Below are 20,323 nucleotides of genomic sequence, written 5' to 3' on the forward strand. Positions count from 1 at the left end.
CGGCCCCCCAGCGCGACGGCGAGGTACGCCCCGGTGCCGAGGAAGGCGTACCAGCCGAGTTGCCCGCGCACCGCCCCCACGACGGCGAGCCCTGCGGCGACGATCGCGACGAGGGCCGAGAGGCGGCACCCCTGGCGCACGGCGTCGGACAGGGGCGCGAGGATCGGCAGCACCGCGTCGCGCGTCATCAGCGGCGGCAGCGGCCCGGCGGGCCCCGCGGCGGCAAAGCCGAGGAGGAAACCACCGTTGGCCTCGAATCCCACGGTGCGGGGGGCCGGTCCGGTCATTGCCGCCTCCATCCCGGCGATGACGTAGGGCGAGCCGATCTTCGTCCGCAGGACGCGGGCGAAGCGGCCCGAGGCCTCGATCATCGTGTTGGAGGAGACCGGGGTGACCACCGTGTCCGCGCCGAGCGCGAGCGCGGTCAGCGTGCCGATCACGTCGCCGGGCACCACCGCGCCGGTTTCGTCCGCGACCAGCGGGCGGTCGGCGTCGCCGTCGGTGGAGACAAGGGCGTCAAGCCGCTCATCGGCCGCCCAGGCGGCGAGCCGCGCCCGCGTCGCGCCGTCCACCGCCTCGGTATCGACCGGCACGAAGACCTCCGACCGGCCGAGCGGCAGGACCTCGGCGCCGAGGTCGGCGAGAAGGCCCGCGAGCAGGTCGCGCGCGACCGAGGAGTGCTGCCAGAGGCCGACGCGCAGGCCGCGGAGCGCAGAGGGCCCGAAGGCCGCGACATAGCGCGCGCGGTAGGCGGACATGGCCGAGGGCTCGGGCTCGGCCCGGGCCGAGGGCGCGGCGCGGTCGCCGGCATAGGCGGCGAGGATGGCCGCCTCGTCGGCCTTGGTGATCTCTCCGGTCGCGGTGTAGAACTTCAGCCCGTTGCGGTCGGCCGGGATGTGGCTTCCGGTGACCATGACGGAGGGCGCACCCGCCCGCATCGCGGCAAGCGCGAGCGCGGGGGTCGGAAGCTCGCCGCAGTCCGCGACGGCGACCCCCGCCTCGGCGGCGGCGGCGGCGACGGCTGCGGCGATCCGGGGCGAGGAAGCGCGCAGGTCGCGCCCGAGGAAGAGACGGCCGCGGTGCGGCACCGCCGCGAGAAAGGCACGCGTGTAGCCGGCGCAGAGCCCGTCGGAGAGCTCCGTGACCAGTCCGCGCAGCCCGCTCGTGCCGAATTTCGGTGCCATCTTCGCCTGCCTTGTCAATTCCTTAGCCGCGGCGATTGTGACAGAACGGCCGCAGATGTCGAGACGGGCAAGGCCCGCCGCGCTGCGGAATTGATCGCGCCCCCGGTTCGCGTCTAGGCTCGGTCCTGGTGCGGTCGCCGGGGGGCGGGGCCGCGCCGGATCGGGCCGCGGCCGGGGGCACCGCCTGCGGCGGCGATTTCGGATGAACGGGACGCAATGTGCGCGAGCGACTGAACTGTTTCCCCACGCCCCGCAATCCCGCCGGAAATGCCGGAAGGGGTCGCCTATGGCCGCCGGCTTGCCTATGCTCGGCACCGTTCGGGGGCGCGGTCCGGCAGGCCGGCTCCGCCGCAGATTTCAGGGATGACGCATGAGCGCCAGAAGCATTCCGATTGTCGCCGCGATGTTTCTGGCGGCGATGACCTCCTACATCGCGGGCATGTGGACGACGCACAAGAGCTGGTGGCCCTGGGAGAAGCTGTCGGACGTGCAGACGGCCTGGCGGTCCTGGCGCGCGACGGGCTATTTCCTGCCTGCCGACACCTATGCCCGGCGCAAGCCCGAGGTGCCGGACGAGGTCCACACCGTCCACGATGCCGCCGCGGTGGCGCCGGGGCTCTGGGTGATCAACCGCTACGACCCGCCGACGGCCGGCTATGTCTTCGAACTCCTCGACGAGAGCGGCGCGGTCATGAACGCCTTTCCGATCGATTACAGCAGGATCAACCCGGACGGCATGGCGAGCGAGTTCGCCCATATCGCGACGGTCCTGCCCGACGGCTCCGTGCTCGTCGTCTGGGACGACGCGCCGGGCATGGCGCGGCTCGACGCCTGCGGTGACCCGATCTGGTCGAAGACGGACCGGATCTACCACCATTCGCTGGAACGCGGGGTGGACGGTTACTGGACCTGGGCCACGGACAATTGGTATGGCGGCGAGGATCAGGACATGATCCGCTTCGACCCGATGACGGGCGAGATCGTCGAGAGCATCAACATCATCGACGATGTCACGGAAAAGACGCCGGAAAACCGGCTGAAGCTGACGATCCCGGAGGGCTACCGCTACAACCGCGAGAGCCAGCCGGGGGAGCAGAAGGACATCTTCCACCCCAACGACCTGGAGGAGTTGCTGCCCGAGATGGCTGCGGCCTTCCCCGGGTTCGAGGCCGGCGACCTGCTGGTGTCGCTGCGCAACATCCAGGCCGTTGCGGTCATCGGCCGCCGGACAGGCGAGGTGAAGTGGATCGCCTATGGTCCCTGGCGCGACCAGCATGACCCGGATTTCCAGGCGGATGGCACGATCTCCATCTTCTCCAACAATACCGACCGGTCCCGGTCGCAGATCATCGCCGTCGATCCGAGGACCGGGGCCAGCCGCGATCTCTTCGCCGGGACGGACGTGAGCTTCGACAGCTTCATCATGGGCAAGCACGAGCACCTGCCGAACGGCAACTGGATGATCACCTCGACCATCCAGGGCCGCGTCATCGAGGCGACACCGGATGGGCGGATCGTGCGCGAGTACAACAACATCCTGAACGAGGGCTACAATGCGCTCGTGCTCTACTCGGAGCATCTGGAGCCGGGCTACCTGACCGAAGTGCCGAAATGCGCGAAGTGACGCCCGCCGGCGGGGACGGAAACGAGGAGTGAGAGGCAGATGACCAAGACGATCATCCCGGTGGTCCTGTGCGGCGGAACCGGAACCCGGCTCTGGCCGGTGTCGCGCGAGGGCATGGCCAAGCAGCTCCTGCCCATCGTCGGCGAGGAGACGCTGTTGCAGATGACCCTGCGCCGGGCGACGGGCGAGGGCTTCGGCCCGGCCATGGTCATCGGCGCCCACGCGGTGCGCTTCACGATCCGCGAGCAGGTGCAGGCGGTGGCGCCCGACGCGCGCATCGTCATCGAGCCGGCGCGGCGCGACACGATGGCGGCGGTCGCTCTGGCCGCGGCCATCGCCGCCGCGGACGACCCCGACGCGGTGCTGGCGGTGATGCCCTCCGACCACCTGATCCGCGAGGGCGAGGCGTTCCGCGCCGCGATCCGCACCGCCGCCGAGGCCGTGGCCGGGAAGGGGATCGCGGTCATCGGCGTCACGCCCACCGAACCGGCCACGGGCTACGGCTACATCAAGCCCGCGGTGAAGGGCACGGCGGGCGCGGTCAAGGTTTTGCGCTTCGTCGAGAAGCCCGACGAGGAGAAGGCCCACCGGCTGATAGCGGACGGCTGCCTCTGGAACGCGGGGATGTTCTGCTTCCGCGCCGGCTGGCTCCTCGACGCGCTCGCCCAGGTCGAGCCGGAGGCGGTGCGCCTCGTCCGCGACGCGGTGGCCGCGATGAAGCCCGACCTCGGGATGCTCGTCCCGGGCGAGGCCTTCACCCGGGTCAAGCCGATCTCGTTCGATCACGCCTTCATGGAAAAGACCGACGCCGCCGTCGTGGTACCGGCTGCCTTCCGCTGGTCGGACGTGGGCGACTGGAACGCGGTCTGGGCCGCTTCGGACCGCGACGCGGCGGACAATGCCGTGCGCGGCGACGCCATCGCGCTGGAGGCGACCGGCAACCTGATCCATTCCGAGGACCGGCTGGTCTGCGCGCTCGGGGTCGAGAACCTCGCCATCGTCGAGACGCCGGACGCGATCCTCGTCGCCCCGCGCGAGCGGGCGCAGGAGGTCAAGGCGCTCGTCGGCACCTTGAAGGAAAGGGGACGGCCGGAGGCGGTGGAGCATCTGAAGAACCACCGGCCCTGGGGCTGGTACCAGACGATGGATCTCGGCGACCGTTTCCGCGTGAAGCGGATCGTGGTGAAGCCGGGGGCGAAGCTCAGCCTGCAAAAGCACCACCACCGCGCCGAACACTGGGTCGTGGTGCGGGGCACGGCCGAGGTCACGATCGGCGCCGAGAAGCGCATCCTGCACGAGAACGAGAGCGTCTATATCCCCTTGGGCGAGATTCACCGGCTGGCCAACCCCGGCCGAATCCCGGTCGAGATCGTCGAGGTGCAGACGGGCAGCTACCTCGAGGAGGACGACATCGAGCGGATCGAGGACGAGTTCGGCCGCACCTGAGGCCCGCCGGACGGCGTCAGGCCCGGCGGGTGACGTTGACGGCGAAGGGGCCCTTGTCGCCCTCCATCAGGCTGAACTCGACCTCGTCGCCGACCGCGACCTTGTCCCAGTCCGCGCCGGTCAGGCTGTCGCGCTGGAAATAGGCCTCGATGCCGCCGGCGGTGCGGGCGAAGCCGTAGCCGGCGTCGGCAAAGACCTGGGTGACCCGGCCGTGGTGGCGTTCGGGATGGGTCTTGACGTGGACGCCCTTCGTCTTGCGCACATGGTCCTCGAGCTGACGGCGAGCGGCGTCGAAGGCGTCGCGGATGGCGTCGTGCAGGTCCTCGTGCGCGCCGAGGTCGCCGGGCTTGCGGTTGACCACGATCATGCCGCCCGGCACCTCGGCATCGACCGCCACCTGGTAGAGGTGCCCCTTGTGCCCCCGCGCCATACGCTTCTCGACCACCACCCGCAACGAGGTGATCCGGTCGAACACCTGTTCGAGCTTGCCGATCCTTGCGTGGATTTCGCCCGTCACCGCGGGCGAGGCGTCCATCCCGTGAAAGACGATCTGCGGTTCGGTCTGCATTGCTTCCTCCGTTTCCGTGCCTCCCGATCATCGCCGGGGCGGAGAGGCGGGCGCATTGACCGAGGTCAGCGTCGGCGCCCGTGCGTGCGGTATCAAGGTCCCTGTGATCGGGTGACACGAACCAGCCGAAGGAGGCCGCGATGAGCGCGTTCGGACTGAGAATCATCGACGAGGCGGTGCAGGCCGCGAATCTCTGGATCAACGAGGTGGACGCCCGGATGGGCTGGAACGACAAGCAGCGCAGCTACCGCGTGCTGCGGGCCGTCCTGCACACGGTGCGCGATCACCTCACCGTGAACGAGGCGGCCGACCTCGGGGCGCAGTTGCCGACGCTGATCCGGGGCATCTACTACGAGGGCTGGAACAGCGCGAAGAACCCGGCGCGGATGCGCCACGCTAAGGACTTCGTCGCCGCCGTGCAGGCCGCCTACGGGGCCGAGCCGCTCGGCCAGGTGGACCATGTCGTGCGCGCGATCATCGACCTTCTGGACAGCCATGTCACCGCCGGCGAGATGAAGGACGTGCGCGAGGCCTTCACGAAGGAGATCCGCGCGCTCTTCGGCGTCGGGTGAGGGCGCTCAAAGAAGCGCCTTCGCCTTGGCCGCGACCGCCTCGGCGGTGATGCCGAATTCCGCGTAGAGCCGTTCGGCCGGGGCGGAGGCGCCGAAGCCCTCCATGCCGACGAAGGCGGCTCTCGCATCGCGCCCGCGCTCGCCCAGAAGCCAGCGGTCCCAGGGCTGGCGTACCGCGGCCTCGACCGCCACGCGCACCGGGCCGGCGGGGAGGACCTTGCGGCGGTATTCCTCCGGCTGGGCGGCGAACAGCTCCATGCAGGGCACCGAGACGACGCGGGTGCCGATGCCCTCTGCCTGCAAGAGGTCGCGCGCCTTGAGCGCGATCTCCACCTCGGAACCGCTGGCCAGGAGGATCGCCTGCCGCCTGCCCTCCGCCTCGCGCAGCACGTAGGCCCCCTGCGCCGTGAGGTTCCGCGCCGTGTGCAGCGTGCGCACCGTCGGCAGGTTCTGGCGGCTGAGCGCCAGCACCGAGGGCGTGCGGTCGGAGGTCAGCGCGAGTTCCCAGGCTTCCGCCGTCTCGATCAGGTCGGCGGGGCGGAAGGTCCAGCTGTTCGGCGTCGCGCGGCAGATGGCGAGGTGTTCGACCGGCTGGTGGGTCGGGCCGTCCTCGCCGAGGCCGATGGAATCGTGGGTCATGACATAGACGGCGGGCACCCCCATCAGCGCCGAAAGCCGCATCGCGCCCCGCGCGTAGTCGGTGAAGCAGAGGAACGTGCCGCCGTAGGGCCTGACACCGCCATGCAGCGCCATGCCGTTCATCGCCGCGGCCATCCCGTGTTCACGGATGCCGAAGTGGATGTAGCGGCCCTTGCGGTTCTCCGGGTTGAAGATGCCGAGGTCGCCGGTCTTGGTGTTGTTGGAGCCGGTGAGGTCGGCCGAGCCGCCGATGGTTTCCGGCATCACCGGGTTGACGACCTCAAGGACAAGCTCCGAGGCCTTGCGGGTGGCGACCTTGGGCTTCAGGTCCGAGTTCTGTTTCTTCAGCGCGCGGATGGTGGCCGCGAGTCTCTTCGGCGCACCTCCGGCCATCTGCCGCTCGAACTCCGCCCGCCGGGCGGCGGGCAGGGCGGCGAGTCGTGCTTCCCAGTCCTTGCGCCCGGCGGCGCCCTGCCTGCCGACGGCACGCCAGGCCTTCAGGACCTCGGCGGGAATCTCGAAGGCGGCGTGCGGCCAGCCGTAGATGTCCTTCGTCGCCCTGATCTCGTCGGGGCCGAGGGGCGAGCCATGGGCGCCGGCGGTGTCCTGCTTCTTCGGGCTGCCGAAGCCGATATGGGTCTTGCAGTCGACGAGTACCGGGCGGTCGGAGGTCTTCGCCGCGGTCAGCGCGCGGTCGATGTCGTCGGGGTCGTGGCCGTCGCAGGCCAGCACCGTCCAGCCCGAGGCCGCGAAGCGGGCGCGCTGGTCGGTGATGTCGGAGAGGCCGATCTTGCCGTCGATGGAGATGTTGTTGTTGTCCCAAAGGACGATGAGCCGGTTGAGCTTCTGCATCCCGGCAAGGCCGATCGCCTCCTGGCTGATGCCTTCCATCAGGCAGCCGTCGCCGGCGATGACCCAGGTGCGGTGGTCCACGACCTTGCGGCCGAAGCGGGCGCGCATCGACTCCTCGGCGATGGCGAAGCCGACGGCATTCGAGAGGCCCTGGCCAAGGGGGCCGGTCGTCGTCTCGACGCCCGAGACATGGCCGTATTCCGGATGGCCGGCGGTGATCGCGCCCCACTGGCGGAAGTTCCGGATCTGGTCGAGCGTCACGTCCTCGTAGCCGGTCAGGTAGAGCAGCGCGTAGATCAGCATGGAGCCGTGGCCGGCCGAGAGGATGAAGCGGTCGCGGTCGGCCCATTTCGGCGCCGCCGCGTCGAACTTCAGGTGTTTCGAGAAGAGCACGGTCGCCACGTCGGCCATTCCCATCGGCATGCCCGGGTGGCCGGAATTGGCGGCCTGCACCGCATCCATCGCCAAGGCGCGGATCGCGCAGGCGTTCATCCAGTGCTGGGCGTGCTTTTCGCGAAGGGTGGCGATGTCCACGGGGGCGATCCTCATCTGGGGCGAAGGGGACGGGCGATCTGCCCGCAGGGGAAGTCGGCCGCTTGATAGCAGCCTCGTGCGCGAGTTCAAGCGCGCGGGCTAAGGGCTTGGTCCGAAAGGGGGAGAAATCGGCATTTGCTTTGGTCTAAACTCGGCGCAGGCGGGGGCATTGGCGATTCGCGGCAAGCGGACGAAAAGGCTCCCCCGGGCGACGGAATTCAAACGAGGCCCGCCAAGGGCCGGGGGCTTGAGGACATGAGCGACATTGCCGAGTTGGAACGCCGCATCTCAGCCGCGCTCGCGCGGATCGAGGCGGGGGTCGAGGTTCTGGGCGCGGCGCCGGCAGAGACGGCACCCGCCGCACGCGACGAGGGCGAGATCACGCGGCTGACCGAGGAACTCGAGGCCGAGCGCGCGGCCAACGCGCAGCTCACCGAGCGGGTGCGCGCGATCAAGGAAAAGCAGGAGACGATGGTCGGCGCGCTCGAGAAGAAGGTGGAGCGGCTGACGGCGCAGATCGACGCGGCGGATGCGGAGATCCGGCGGCTGAAGCAGCTGGGCGACGATCTGACCGAGACCAACCGCGCGCTGACCACGGCCGCGGCGGCCGGGGTGGTGGAGCCCGCGCTGATCAACCGGTCGCTGATGGGCGAGCTCGACGCGCTCAGGGCGCAGCGCGCCGCGGAGATCGCTGAGATGGACGAGATCCTGGCGGAGCTGAAACCGCTGATCGGAGAGGTGGCCTGATGCCGGAAGTCCTGATCACAATCGGCGGACGCCAGTTCGAGGTCGCCTGCCAGGACGGCGAGGAGCATTTCCTGCGCGCCGCCGCACGGATGCTCGATGCCGAGGCCGAGGTGCTTGTCGGCCAGATCGGCCGGATGCCCGAGGCGCGGATGCTCCTGATGGCGGGGCTGATGCTGGCCGACAAGACCGCGGGGCTGGAGGACCAGCTGCGCGCCGCCGAGGAACGCGCCGTCGTCGCCGAGCGTGTCGCGACGAACGCGCGCGCGAACCCCGAGCGGGTGGAGGTTCCGGTGATCCCGCGGATCGTCACCGACAGCTTCGCCGAGATCGCGGCGCGGGCGGAGGCGCTCGCCGCGCGCATCGAGGAGCGCGCGGGCGCGTGACGGGGCGGAGCGTGCCCGCCGAGGTCGGGACGCTCAGCTGTTCGCGGCGCGGATCTGGTCGGCCGCATCCTTGTTATAGACGACGCCCTTCGCGTCGAAGAGCTGGTCAAGCTCCCCCGACAGGGTCATTTCGGTGACGATGTCGCAGCCGCCGACGAACTCGCCCTTGACGTAGAGCTGCGGGATCGTCGGCCAGTCGGAGAAGTCCTTTATGCCCTGGCGGATCTCGGCGTCGGCGAGGACGTTGACGTCGACATAGTCCACGCCCATGAAGTTGAGGACGCCGGCGATGCGGCTGGAGAAGCCGCACTGCGGCATCGTCTTCGTCCCCTTCATGTAGAGAACGACATCGTTCGTCGTCACGGTGTCGCGGATCTGGTCAATTGCGGTGGTCATGTCTGGTCACTCCGGTGCCTTGGTGGTGAGCGCGAGCGCATGCAGTTCGCCCTGCGACCCCTCCATCTTGTCTTTCAGCGCGGCGTAGACCGCGCGCTGCTGTTGAACGCGGTTCAGTCCGCGGAAGCTTTCGTCTTCCACAAAGGCCGCGAAATGTGCGCCGTCGTCGCCCTGGACCTCGATCCGCGCCTTCGGGAAGCTTTCGCGGATAAGGATTTCAATCTCTTCGGCGGTGATCGGCATGGGGCTCTCCTGTCTTGGCCCGAATGTAAGCCCCGCCGCGAGGCGCCGCAAGGTGGCGCCGGAGGCGACCCGTGTCGCCTCCGGCGGGAGTATCCCGCCCACGGCGAAAGCCGCCGGTCAGAAGAGCGCCGATTCGAAGGCGGTACGGTAGAGGTGCGAGAGCTCCGCGAGCGGCGCGGACGATGCGCAGAAGGCGATCCGGTCGCCGCCGAACTGGCCGACCAGCGCCAGGGGCACACCCGCCGCCTGCGCCGCCGCCGTCAGGACCGCGAGATCGGCCTGCCGCACCGCGACAAGATAGCGCGCCTGATCCTCGCCGAAGAGGAACGCCGTCTCGCCCGCGTCGATCCTGGCCCCGAGTCCCGCGGCCTCGGCCATCTCGAAGGCGGCGAGCGCGAGGCCGCCGTCGGAAAGGTCGGTGGCGGCGCGGATCAGCTTGCGGCTGGCGCGCAGGAAATCTCCGTTCCGCTTTTCGGCGGCGAGGTCGACGGGCGGCGCATCGCCTTCCTCGCGGCCGAAGGCCTCGGCCAGAAGCGCGGACTGGCCGAGATGGCCCCTGGTTTCGCCGATGACCACGGCGAGGTCGCCCTCGGCGGGCCGGCCCGCGATCAGCTCGTCGAGCGATGTCAGCAGCCCGACGGCGGCGATGGTCGGCGTCGGCAGGATGCCCTTGCCGTCGGTCTCGTTGTAGAGCGAGACGTTGCCCGAGACGATCGGCATGTCGAGCGCCCGGCAGGCCTCGCCTATGCCTTTGATGGCGCCGACGAACTGGCCCATGATCTCGGGCTTTTCGGGGTTGCCGAAATTGAGGTTGTCGGTCGCGGCAAGCGGCAGGGCGCCCACGGCGGTCAGGTTGCGCCAGGCCTCCGCCACCGCCTGCTTGCCGCCCTCGACCGGGTTGGCCTTCACGTAGCGCGGCGTCACGTCCGAGGTGAAGGCGAGCGCCTTGCCCGAGCCGTGGACCCGCACCACGCCCGCGCCGAGGCCCGGCGTGCGGATCGTGTCGGCGCCCACCTGGCTGTCATACTGCTCCCAGACCCAGGACTTGTGCGCGTGGTTGGGCGAACCGATCAGCGCCTTCAGCCCTTCGATCGGGTCGATCTGAGGCGTGTTCTTCAAGGGGGCAGGGGCCGGGGTCGGCACCCAGGGGCGGTCGTATTCCGGCGCGCTGGAGGAAAGTTTCGACAGGGGAAGGTCGGCCTTGATCTCATTCCCGTGCAGGATCAGGAAGCGGTCCTCGGCGATGGTTTCGCCGACGATGGCGAAGTCGAGGTCCCATTTCTCGAAGATCGCCCGCGCGACCGCTTCGCGTTCCGGCTTCAGCACCATGAGCATCCGCTCCTGGCTTTCCGAGAGCATCATCTCGTAGGCGGACATGTGCGCCTCGCGCTGCGGCACCCGGTCGAGGTTGAGCCGGATGCCGAGGCCGCCCTTGTCGCCCATCTCCACCGCCGAGCAGGTCAGGCCGGCCGCGCCCATGTCCTGAATGGAAATCACCGAGTCGGAGGCCATGAGCTCGAGGCAGGCCTCCAAGAGGCACTTTTCGGTGAAGGGGTCGCCCACCTGCACCGTCGGGCGCTTTTCCTCGATCGTGTCGTCGAATTCCGCGCTCGCCATCGTCGCGCCGCCGACCCCGTCGCGGCCGGTCTTCGCGCCGAGATAGACCACGGGCATGCCGACGCCCGAGGCGGCGGAGTAGAAGATCTTGTCGGCATCGGCGAGACCCGCCGCGAAGGCGTTCACAAGACAGTTGCCGTTGTAGCTTTTGTGAAACCGGACCTCGCCCCCGACATTGGGGACGCCGAAGCAGTTGCCGTAGCTGCCGACGCCCTCGACCACGCCCTTCACCAGATGCGCGGTCTTTGGGTGGTCGGGCAGGCCGAACGACAGCGAATCCATCGCCGCGATCGGCCGCGCGCCCATGGTGAAGACGTCGCGCAGGATGCCGCCGACGCCGGTCGCGGCCCCCTGGTGCGGCTCGATATAGGAGGGGTGGTTGTGGCTTTCCATCTTGAAGATAACGGCCTGGTTGTCGCCGATGTCGACGACGCCCGCATTCTCGCCCGGCCCGCAGATCACCTGCGGCCCCGTGGTGGGCAGGGTGCGCAGCCATTTCTTCGACGACTTGTAGGAACAATGCTCGTTCCACATGGCCGAGAAGATGCCAAGTTCGGTGAAGGTCGGAACCCGGCCGATAATCTGAAGGATGCGCTGGTATTCGTCGGGCTTCAGCCCGTGCGTGGCAATCAGGTCCTCGGTGATCGCTGGTTCCTGCATCTCGTCCCCCGGGGCATCGCGGATGCGGCGTCTTTTAGGGGCAAGGGGGGGCGGAGGAAAGGCCCCCGGCAGGCGGCGGCCGGGAATATTTCGGCGCCGCGGCGCGGGCGCCCCGCATCCGGAGCGGCCGCGTCCGTGGGGCTTGGGCCAGGCACCTTCCGCGCCCGTTTGGGGAGAGGCAAAAAAAAGGCCGAGACAAAGCTCGGCCCAAGTCCAACAGGGAGGTAGAAGGAGCCGCGAGTTGCCTCAACCGGCGCCTTCAAGCCCGATTTATGGGCGGCATGCGAAGCGCGCAAGGGAAATCATGCCGCAGGTGCAACATGGCCGATATGCGTTGCAAACATGCCTCACGGCAACCGGCGGTTGTTTCGCTCACTGCCCGGCGTCGTCGACGCGCCGCTTGCGGTAGGCGATGATCTCTTCCATGACGAAGTCACGGAAGGCCGCGACCCGCTTGGAGTGGCGCAGTTCCTCGGGGTAGGCGAGGAACACTGGGACTTCGCTCGACTCCACGCCCGGAAGAACCCGTTCGAGCGTCGGGAAATCCTCGGTCAGGTAGTCCGGCAGGACGCCGATCCCGAGGTTGTAGACCACGCCCTGCAGCACGCCGTAGTAGTTGTTCACGGTCAGGGTGGACCGGATGTCGTTGGCCAGCAGGCTTTCGACGAGCGCGGCGCCCGCGGCCACCTGCGGCGTGGTCGGGTTCTGGCTAATCAGCCGGTGGTGCGAGAGGTCCTCTACCCCTGCCGGCCGCCCCGCGCGGTCGAGGTAGTCGGGCGTGGCGTAAAGGCACATCCTTATGTTCATCAGCCGGCGACGGATCAGGTCGGCCTGGCTCGGTTCCTTCATCCGGATCGCCACGTCGGCCTCGCGCATCGGCAGGTCGAGCACGCGTTCCTCGAGCATCAGGTCGATCTTGAGATCGGGATACTTGTCGTAGAGCTTGCCGAGGCGCGGCGCGAGCCAGAGCGTGCCGAAGCCGGTCGTCGTCGTGACGCGCAGCTCGCCGAAGACCTCCTCTTCGCTGTCGCGGATGCGGGCGGCGGCGGTCTCCAGCCGGCGGTTCATCGACGAGGTGGCGTCGAAGAGAAGCTCCCCCTGTTCGGTGAGAATCAGCCCCCGCGCGTGGCGGTGGAAGAGGGTCGTGCCGAGGCTTTCCTCGAGCGCGCGGATCTGCCTGCTGACCGCCGACTGCGACAGGTGCAGCGCCTCTCCCGCATGGGTGAGGCTGCCGGCATCGGCGACGGCGTGAAATATCCTGAGCTTGTCCCAGTCCATGGGGTTACTTTCACACAAAAGGCTGACGTGCGTTATTACGGAATTTCGCGCTCCAAGGAAACAGAACTGTGTTGCGGTGCAGAAAGTTTTTTGCCGTCCGATCAAAGATTCAGCGCTTTGTAGGTCAACTAATTTGACCTATACTGGCCTGGCTCTGAGCGCGGGGAGGGCGAAATGGGCATACCTGAGATTTCACTCGCCGACCGCTTCGACCTGTCGAAGTCGCCGATCCTGTTGAACGGCACGCAGGCACTCGTGCGGCTGATGCTGATGCAGAAGGCCCGCGACCGGGCGGCAGGGCTGAATACCGCGGGCTATGTCACCGGCTATCGCGGTTCGCCCCTCGGCGGCGTCGATCTGAACATGGCGAAGTCGCGCGCGCTCCTGGAGGCGAACGACATCCGCTTCCAGCCGGGGCTGAACGAGGATCTTGCGGCCACCGCCATCTGGGGGAGCCAGCAGGCCGAGGTGCGGGGCGAGGGGAAGTTCGACGGCGTCTTCGCGCTCTGGTACGGCAAGGGTCCCGGGGTGGACCGGTCGGGCGACGTGATGCGGCACGCGAACATGGCCGGCACCTCGGCGCATGGCGGTGTCCTGATGGCGATGGGCGACGACCATACCGGCGAAAGCTCCACGGTGCTCCATCAGTCGGACTGGGCGATGGTCGATGCCTATATCCCGGTGATCAGCCCCGCCGGCGTCCAGGAAATTCTCGACTACGGGCTCTACGGCTGGGCGCTTTCCCGCTTCGCCGGGGTCTGGGTGGGCCTCAAGACCATGAAGGACACGGTGGAGGCGACGGCGGTCGTCAACGGCGATCCGTTCCGCATGGCCTTCGCGGCGCCGGAGTTCCGGATGCCGCCGGGCGGGCTCAACATCCGGCTTCAGGATACGCCGGTGGCGCAGGAAGCGCGGATGATCGACCACAAGCGCTTTGCGGCCGAGGCATTTTCCCACGCCAACCGCATGGACCGCCGCGTCTGGGGCAAGCCGGGCGCGAAGGTGGGTTTCGTCGCGGCGGGAAAGAACTGGCTCGACCTCGTCCACGCGCTGTCGCTCCTCGGCATCGACGAGCCGGAGGCCGAGCGGCTGGGGCTCACGACCTACAAGATCGGCCAGACCTTCCCCCTCGACATGAGGGGTTTCCACGACTGGGCCGAGGGGCTGGACCTGATCGTGGTCGTCGAGGAAAAGCGCAAGCTCATCGAGGTGCAGATCAAGGAGGCGATCTTCGACGACCGCCGCGGCCGCCGCGTCTATGGCTGGTACAAGGGCGGCGCGGGCGGGATGCACCGGGAGGAGCTTTTCCCGACCCGCTACGCGCTCGACCCGGCCTGGATCGCCGAGAAGCTCGGCGAGATCCTGATCGAGGAAGGGCGCGGCACCGACGGCATCCGCGCCGGGCTTCAGGCGGTGCGCGAGGCCAAGAAGGCCGACAACGCCCCCGAGATCGCGGCGCGGCTGCCCTACTATTGCTCGGGCTGCCCGCACAACACCTCGACCAAGGTGCCGGAAGGCAGCCGTGCCTATGCCGGGATCGGCTGTCACTACATGGTGCAGTGGATGGACCGGCGGACGCAGGGCTTCACCCAGATGGGCGGCGAGGGCGCGAACTGGGTCGGCGAGGCGCCGTTCTCGAAAACCCCGCATGTCTTCCAGAACCTCGGCGACGGAACCTACAATCATTCGGGCATCCTCGCGATCCGTGCCGCCCTCGCGGCCGGCACCAGCATCACCTACAAGATCCTCTTCAACGACGCCGTGGCGATGACCGGCGGGCAGAGGAACGAGGGCGGGCTGACCGCCGATCGCATCGCCCGCGAGGTCCAGGCGATGGGGGTTCGGCATATCGCCGTCGTCTATGACGCGAAGGAGGAGCCGGAGCGGAGCCACTTCCCCGCCGGGCTCCAGTTCCACGAGCGGCACGAGATGGAGGCCATCCAGAAGAAGTTCCGCGAAATCAATGGCGTGTCGATCATCCTCTACATCCAGACCTGCGCCGCCGAGAAGCGCCGGCGTAGGAAACGCGGGCAGTTTCCCGACCCCGACCGGCGGGTCTTCATCAACACCGACATCTGCGAGGGATGCGGCGACTGCGGGGTGCAGTCGAACTGCGTCTCGATCGTGCCGGTGGAGACCGAGCTTGGCCGCAAGCGGGCGATCGACCAGTCGTCGTGCAACAAGGACTTCTCCTGCCTCGACGGGTTCTGCCCTTCCTTCGTGTCGCTCGCGGGCGCGACCGTGACGAAGGCCGGCGCGGCGGAATTCGACCTGCCGTCGCTGCCGGAACCCTCGCTGCCGGGGATCGACGGCACGTTCAACGTGCTGATCACCGGCGTCGGCGGGACCGGCGTCGTCACCGTGGGCGCGGTGCTGGCGCAGGCCGCGCAGATCGACGGCAAGGGCGCGGGGATGATGGAGATGGCCGGGCTCGCCCAGAAGGGCGGCGCGGTGCATATCCACCTGCGCCTCGCCAACCGGCCCGAGGACATCAGCGCGATCCGCGTCGCGGTCGGCGAGGCCGATTGCGTGATCGGCGGCGACCTGGTCGTCACCGGGGGGGCCAAGACGCTCGGCCTGATGACGACGGGGCGGACGGGCGCGGTGGTAAACAGCCACGAGATCATTACCGGCGCCTTCACCCGCGACCGGGAATTCCGCCTGCCATCCGGGGCCTTGCGGCTCTCTCTTGAAGCGCGGCTGCGGGAGCGGGTGAGCTTCCTCGACGCAACCGAGCTTTCCCGCCGGCTGATGGGCGACTCGATCTATTCCAACATGCTGGTTCTCGGGGCAGCCTGGCAGCGGGGTCTCGTGCCGCTCTCGCTCGATGCGATCCGGGCCGCGATCGAGCTCAACGGCGCGGCCGTCAAGGGCAACCTGCGCGCCTTCGATCTCGGCCGCTGGGCCGTCGAGCATCCGGAGGCGGCGGCGAAGGCCTGTGAGGAAACGGCCGCAACCCCTCTGACCTTGCAGGAAAAGATCGACTTCCGCGCCCGCCATCTCGAAGCCTATCAGGATGCCGCCTATGCCGACCGTTACCGGCGCCTCGTCGCGGCCGCTCCCGAGGACCTGCGCGCGGCCGTGGCCGAGGGCTACCACAAGCTCCTGGCCTACAAAGACGAATACGAGGTCGCACGGCTGCACCTCGAGACGGCCGAGAAGGCGCGGGCCGAGTTCGGCGGCGATTTCCGCATGTCGGTGCACCTCGCGCCGCCGATCCTCTCGCGGATGGGGCCGAACGGACGGCCGGTGAAGCGCGAGTACGGGCCCTGGATGTTCCGCGCCTTCCGGCTCCTTGCCGCGATGAAGCGCCTGCGCGGCACCGCCTTCGACCCCTTCGGCCGCGCCGCCGAGCGGCGGATGGAGCGCGCCCTGATCGCCGAATACGAGGCCGACATGGCGGAGGTCCTGCTGAAGGTGACGCCCGCCACCGGCGATGCCGTTCAGGCGCTGGCCCGGCTGCCTCTCGACATCCGCGGCTTCGGCCCGGTGAAGGAGGCGTCGCAGCGGCAGGCTGCGAAACGGCGCGAGGAACTGCTGGCGGTAATCCGCGCGGGCGGCACCCCGGAACGGGCGGCGGCGGAGTAGGCGTCATGCCAGCGTCACGCAGGTCCGCGACACTTCCCTGCCAGAGGAACCCATGGCCGGGGGAGAGCGGATCATGCGGAAGGCCGTCGCGCGGGAGATCTCCTACGCCTCGTCGGCGAAGACCAGGGGCGGACGGGCGGTCGTGCGCGTGCTGGAGAACGCCACCGGCCGGCTCGGCCTGATCCGGCGGGCGCAGGGTTACGAGGCCGAGGTCGCCGCCGGGCGCGACTTCTGGAGCGTGATCGTCGGGCGCTACGGGCTCAGCCTCGATGTGGTGGCCGGGAGCCTCGCCAGCATTCCGGCCAACGGACCCCTCGTGCTGGTCGCCAACCACCCCTTCGGCATCCTCGACGGGCTGATGATGGGTCATGTCCTGTCGCGGCTCAGGGACGACTTCCGCATCATTGCACACCGCATCTTCCGCAAGGCGGAGGTGCTGGACCGCGTCATCCTGCCGATCAACTTCGACGAGACGACGGAGGCGGTGCGCGAGAACATTGCGGTCCGGGCCGAAGCGCTGCGCTACCTCGGGGCAGGCGGCGCCATCGGCATCTTCCCCGGCGGCGGCGTGGCCACCGCGGCACGGCCCTTCGGCCGGCCGATGGATCCGGTCTGGCGCAACTTCACCGCCAAGATGATCGCGCGGTCGGAGGCGACGGTGGTGCCGGTCTTCTTCGAGGGCCAGAATTCCCGGCTTTTCCAGCTGGCGAGCCATCTGCACTACACATTACGGCTCGGCCTCCTGATCAATGAATTCCGCGCCCGGGTGGGAGAGCCCGTGCGCATCGTCGTCGGCGAGCCCGTCCCCCGCGCGAGGCTCCGGGCCTTCGGGTCGGATTCGAAACAGATGATGGATTTCCTCCGCCGCGCGACGTATGACTTGAGCCCGAGGCCGCTTATGTCCTACGAATACGGCCTTGAATTCGAAGAAAAATACCGCGCCTGAGGGGCCTCCTGCCCCGGCACGCGCGGCAGGAGGCGCGGATGGCTGTCGGCATTTTCGATTCGGGTCTCGGCGGGCTCACGGTCTACGAGGCCGTGGCGCGTGCGATGCCCGAAGTGCCTTTCGTCTATCTCGGCGACAACGCGCATGCGCCCTACGGGGTGCGCGATGCCGACGACATCTTCCAGCTCACCTGCGCGGGGGTGGAGCGGCTCTGGGACGAGGGCTGCGACCTCGTCGTTCTCGCCTGCAACACCGCCTCGGCCGTGGCGCTGAAGCGGATGCAGGAGACCTGGGTGCCGGCCGACAAGCGCGTCCTCGGTGTCTTCGTGCCTTTGATCGAGGCGCTGACCGAGCGGCAATGGGGCGACAACTCCCCCCCGCGCGAGGTCGAGGTGAAGCATGTGGCGCTCTTCGCCACGCCGGCGACCGTCGCCTCCCGCGCCTTCCAGCGCGAGCTCGCCTTCCGCGCCATCGGCGTCGACGTGGAGGCCCAGCCCTGCGGCGGCGTCGTCGACGCGATCGAGGAGGGCGACGAGATCCTCGCCGAGGCGCTGGTGAAGGGCCACGTCGAGGCGCTGAAGCGGCGGATGCCGCATCCGCAGGCGGCGATGCTCGGCTGCACCCATTACCCCTTGATGCAGCGGGTCTTCCAGGAGGCGCTCGGACCCGGGGTGAAGGTCTATTCGCAGGCCGAGCTCGTCGCGCCGAGCCTCAAGGACTACCTTGCCCGCCGGCCGGAGTTCCTCGGGCCGGGCACGGCGTCGCGCTTCCTCACCACCGGCGATCCGGCGCGGGTGTCCTCGAAGGCGACGCAGTTCCTCCGCCGGCAGATCCGCTTCGAGGCGGCCTGAGGCGGCGATGCGCGCCTTCGTCGCGATCCCGGTGCCCGAGGACATCCGCGACCGGCTCGAGGCGTTGCAGGCGGAGCTGCCGGTCGGACGGCATTCCGACGCGGATACCTTTCACGTCACTCTCGCCTTTCTCGGCGAGGAGCCGGTGGAGCGGATCGAGGCGGCGCACGAGGCGCTCGAAGCCTTGCGCGCCGCGCCCTTCCCGGTCCGGCTCGACGGGCTCGGCACCTTCGGCGGGCGCGAGGCAAAGGCGCTCTTCGCCGCCGTCGCGCCGTCCGAGCCGCTTGCCGCGCTTCACCGGAAGGTCAGGAGCCTGCTTCACGGCGCGGGCCTGATGCCCGACCGCGAGCGCTTCCGCCCGCATGTCACGCTTGCCCGCTTCCGCCCGGGCGAGAGTGGCGATCCCGCGCTCGGCCGCTTCCTCGCGCGCCACGTCGGCTTCGGCTCCGCCCCGTTTCCGGTGACGGAGGTCGTGCTCTACCGCTCGCACCTGACCGCGAAGGGCGCGGTCCACGAGCCGCTCGCCGACTATCCCCTGGCGTGACCTTCCGCCTCAAGCCGCAAGTCGGCGCGCCGGGCAGATAGAAGTTGCATCTTCGCCCCCTCTCGCCCATCTAGCAGGAAAATGCCCGGCCCCGGCCCGGGCAAGCCGCGAGGACATCCCGATGAAGGGTCTCAAGAAACAGCGCCGCATCCAGGTCATTGTGCTGGCGGCCGTCGCCATGGCGGCGAGCTTCGGTGCCTTCTACTACGCCGCGCCCGATGCGCTGCAGTACTTTCGCTCCCCCACCGAGGTGAGCGAGAAGGCGCCCGGGCCGAACGAGACCTTCCGTATCGGCGGGCTCGTCGAGGAGGGGAGCCTCGTGCGCGGGCAGGGGGCGGCGATCACCTTCAGCGTGACCGACGGCGGCGCCGCGATCCCGGTGCGCTACGAGGGCGTGCTGCCCGACCTCTTCGGCGAGGGCGAGGGCGTGGTGGCCACCGGCAAGCTGGTGGATGGCACCTTCGAGGCGACCGAGATCCTCGCCAAGCACGACGAGACCTACATGCCCAAGGAAGTGATCGACGCCCTGAAGGATCAGGGAATGTATGTCGATCCCAAGGCGGCGGACGCTGCCCCCATGACGAATTAACCCGATCCGGGGAGCCTTCCCTCCCGAAAGGGGGAAGGCCCATGCGCAGCGTCCACGACATCGCGAAAGAGATCGTCGCCCGCGAGGGCGGCTTCGTGAACGACCCCGACGATCCCGGCGGGGCGACGAACCACGGCGTGACGCTCGGCACGCTGCGCCGGCTCGGGCTCGACCTCACCGGCGACGGGCGGGTGGACGAGGCCGACGTGCGGCGGCTGGACCGGGCCGAGGCGGAGCGGATCTTCGTCGAGCACTATTTCCGCCGCCCGCGCATCGCCGACCTGCCCGAGGTGCTGCAGCCTTCGGTCTTCGACATGTACGTGAACGCGGGCGGAAACGCCGTGAAGGTCCTCCAGCACCTCCTGAACGAGATGGGCGGCGATCTCGTGGTGGACGGCGCGATCGGCCCGGTGACGGCCGCTGCCGCCCATCGCGCCGCCGTTCCCGATGCCGGCCTTCTCGCCGACGCCTACGGCATCGCCCGGCGCAACTACTATTACGCGCTCGCCGATGCCCGCCCGGCCAGCCGCAAGTACGCCCGCCGCCGCGACGGCGGCAAGGGCGGCTGGATCCTGCGGGCCGAGGAGTTCATCTCGCCGCGCTTCCACCTCGGCGAGGCCGAGCACCGGGCGAGGACCGCGGCATGGGCCTGATCTCCCGCATTCTCGGCGCGCCGGCCGCCACCGCCGCCCTCGGCGAGGCTGCGACGACGGTCGCCGAGGTCTTCACGCCGAACGCGACGAAGCGGATGGAGGCCGCCGAGGAGGCCTACCTGAAGGCGCTCGCGGAGCATGGGGCGGAGTTCCAGTATGCCCGCGACGGCGGCTTCGACCGGTTGGTCAACGGCCTGAACCGCCTGCCGCGCCCCTTGCTCGCCTTCGGCACCCTAGGGCTTTTCGCCCACGCCATGGTGGACCCGGAGGGCTTCGCCCGCCGCATGGTCGGGCTCGACGCGGTGCCCGAGCCGCTCTGGTGGCTCCTGGCGGCGGTCGTCGGCTTCTACTTCGGCGCGCGCGAGGCGCATTACCTGCGTGTCCGCCCGAGGCCCGCGAGGCCGTCCCC

Annotated in this window: 19 protein-coding genes; 12 read left to right on the forward strand and 7 right to left on the reverse strand. The window is 69.1% G+C overall.

Features of this window, described 5'->3' with window-relative positions; all coding sequences use genetic code 11:
• The coding region (locus F9K34_RS09330; RefSeq protein WP_291336688.1) for a phosphomannomutase at positions 1 to 1,184 on the reverse strand (1,184 nt) is incomplete at its 3' end.
• 370 nt (positions 1,185 to 1,554) lie between these two features.
• On the opposite strand from F9K34_RS09330, the gene F9K34_RS09335 reads away from it, so the two are divergent.
• Together F9K34_RS09335 and F9K34_RS09340 are read left to right on the forward strand one after the other, a co-directional pair.
• The gene (locus F9K34_RS09335; RefSeq protein ID WP_291336689.1) at positions 1,555 to 2,808 is read left to right on the forward strand and encodes an arylsulfotransferase family protein; all 1,254 of its coding nucleotides are present in this window, start codon (positions 1,555 to 1,557) and stop codon (positions 2,806 to 2,808) included.
• 39 nt (positions 2,809 to 2,847) lie between these two features.
• On the forward strand, positions 2,848 to 4,254 hold the full coding sequence (locus F9K34_RS09340) for a mannose-1-phosphate guanylyltransferase/mannose-6-phosphate isomerase (protein ID WP_291336690.1): 1,407 nt from the start codon (positions 2,848 to 2,850) through the stop codon (positions 4,252 to 4,254).
• A 16-nt stretch (positions 4,255 to 4,270) separates the two neighbouring features.
• On the opposite strand, the gene F9K34_RS09345 is transcribed toward F9K34_RS09340, so the two are convergent.
• A complete protein-coding gene (locus tag F9K34_RS09345) occupies positions 4,271 to 4,822 on the reverse strand; it encodes an HPF/RaiA family ribosome-associated protein (RefSeq protein ID WP_291336691.1) in 552 nt (183 codons plus the stop codon).
• A gap of 140 nt (positions 4,823 to 4,962) precedes the next feature.
• Here F9K34_RS09345 and F9K34_RS09350 point away from each other — a divergent pair, with 140 nt between their 5' ends.
• Positions 4,963 to 5,394, forward strand: a complete 432-nt coding sequence (locus tag F9K34_RS09350) for a DUF2267 domain-containing protein (protein WP_291336692.1) — start codon at positions 4,963 to 4,965, stop codon at positions 5,392 to 5,394.
• Positions 5,395 to 5,400: 6 nt separating this feature from the next.
• Here F9K34_RS09350 and tkt read toward each other — a convergent pair whose 3' ends face one another.
• Positions 5,401 to 7,419, reverse strand: a complete 2,019-nt coding sequence (tkt, locus tag F9K34_RS09355; protein ID WP_291336706.1) for a transketolase — start codon at positions 7,417 to 7,419, stop codon at positions 5,401 to 5,403.
• Between the two features lie 255 nt (positions 7,420 to 7,674).
• On the opposite strand from tkt, the gene F9K34_RS09360 reads away from it, so the two are divergent.
• Together F9K34_RS09360 and F9K34_RS09365 are read left to right on the forward strand one after the other, a co-directional pair.
• Positions 7,675 to 8,166, forward strand: a complete 492-nt coding sequence (locus F9K34_RS09360; protein ID WP_291336693.1) for a hypothetical protein — start codon at positions 7,675 to 7,677, stop codon at positions 8,164 to 8,166.
• A complete protein-coding gene (locus tag F9K34_RS09365) occupies positions 8,166 to 8,549 on the forward strand; it encodes a cell division protein ZapA (protein WP_291336694.1) in 384 nt (127 codons plus the stop codon). The genes F9K34_RS09360 and F9K34_RS09365 overlap by 1 nt, the downstream gene beginning before the upstream one ends.
• Positions 8,550 to 8,582: 33 nt before the next feature.
• On the opposite strand, the gene grxD is transcribed toward F9K34_RS09365, so the two are convergent.
• From grxD to F9K34_RS09385, 4 genes are all read right to left on the reverse strand, one after another.
• Positions 8,583 to 8,945 carry a Grx4 family monothiol glutaredoxin gene (grxD, locus tag F9K34_RS09370; RefSeq protein ID WP_291336695.1) on the reverse strand — a complete coding sequence of 121 codons (363 nt, stop codon included), beginning with the start codon at positions 8,943 to 8,945 and terminating at the stop codon, positions 8,583 to 8,585.
• A gap of 6 nt (positions 8,946 to 8,951) precedes the next feature.
• Positions 8,952 to 9,188: a BolA/IbaG family iron-sulfur metabolism protein gene (locus tag F9K34_RS09375; protein ID WP_291336696.1), complete on the reverse strand. Its 237-nt coding sequence runs from the start codon at positions 9,186 to 9,188 to the stop codon at positions 8,952 to 8,954.
• A 117-nt stretch (positions 9,189 to 9,305) separates the two neighbouring features.
• A complete protein-coding gene (gene purL, locus F9K34_RS09380; RefSeq protein WP_291336697.1) occupies positions 9,306 to 11,465 on the reverse strand; it encodes a phosphoribosylformylglycinamidine synthase subunit PurL in 2,160 nt (719 codons plus the stop codon).
• Positions 11,466 to 11,837: 372 nt separating this feature from the next.
• Positions 11,838 to 12,743, reverse strand: a complete 906-nt coding sequence (locus F9K34_RS09385; RefSeq protein ID WP_291336698.1) for a LysR family transcriptional regulator — start codon at positions 12,741 to 12,743, stop codon at positions 11,838 to 11,840.
• A 174-nt stretch (positions 12,744 to 12,917) separates the two neighbouring features.
• On the opposite strand from F9K34_RS09385, the gene F9K34_RS09390 reads away from it, so the two are divergent.
• The 7 genes from F9K34_RS09390 to F9K34_RS09420 form a co-directional block, all read left to right on the forward strand.
• On the forward strand, positions 12,918 to 16,331 hold the full coding sequence (locus F9K34_RS09390; RefSeq protein ID WP_291336699.1) for an indolepyruvate ferredoxin oxidoreductase family protein: 3,414 nt from the start codon (positions 12,918 to 12,920) through the stop codon (positions 16,329 to 16,331).
• A 73-nt stretch (positions 16,332 to 16,404) separates the two neighbouring features.
• Positions 16,405 to 17,277, forward strand: coding sequence for a lysophospholipid acyltransferase family protein (locus tag F9K34_RS09395; RefSeq protein ID WP_291336700.1), 873 nt, complete (start codon positions 16,405 to 16,407; stop codon positions 17,275 to 17,277).
• A gap of 38 nt (positions 17,278 to 17,315) precedes the next feature.
• Complete coding sequence (locus F9K34_RS09400; protein ID WP_291336701.1) at positions 17,316 to 18,128, forward strand: glutamate racemase; 813 nt, start codon at positions 17,316 to 17,318, stop codon at positions 18,126 to 18,128.
• Positions 18,129 to 18,135: 7 nt separating this feature from the next.
• The gene (thpR, locus tag F9K34_RS09405; RefSeq protein WP_291336702.1) at positions 18,136 to 18,672 is read left to right on the forward strand and encodes an RNA 2',3'-cyclic phosphodiesterase; all 537 of its coding nucleotides are present in this window, start codon (positions 18,136 to 18,138) and stop codon (positions 18,670 to 18,672) included.
• Between the two features lie 121 nt (positions 18,673 to 18,793).
• Entirely contained in the window at positions 18,794 to 19,261 is a 468-nt protein-coding gene (ccmE, locus tag F9K34_RS09410) for a cytochrome c maturation protein CcmE (protein WP_291336703.1), read from the forward strand.
• 41 nt (positions 19,262 to 19,302) lie between these two features.
• Positions 19,303 to 19,914 (forward strand): holin-associated N-acetylmuramidase, encoded by a 612-nt coding sequence (locus tag F9K34_RS09415; protein ID WP_291336704.1) that lies wholly within the window; start codon positions 19,303 to 19,305, stop codon positions 19,912 to 19,914.
• Positions 19,905 to 20,323 (forward strand): holin family protein (locus F9K34_RS09420; protein ID WP_291336705.1); only part of this gene is annotated, 419 nt, incomplete at its 3' end. The genes F9K34_RS09415 and F9K34_RS09420, both read left to right, overlap by 10 nt.

The sequence above is a fragment of the Albidovulum sp. genome, assembly GCF_008933605.1.
Taxonomy (GTDB): Bacteria; Pseudomonadota; Alphaproteobacteria; order Rhodobacterales; family Rhodobacteraceae; genus Albidovulum.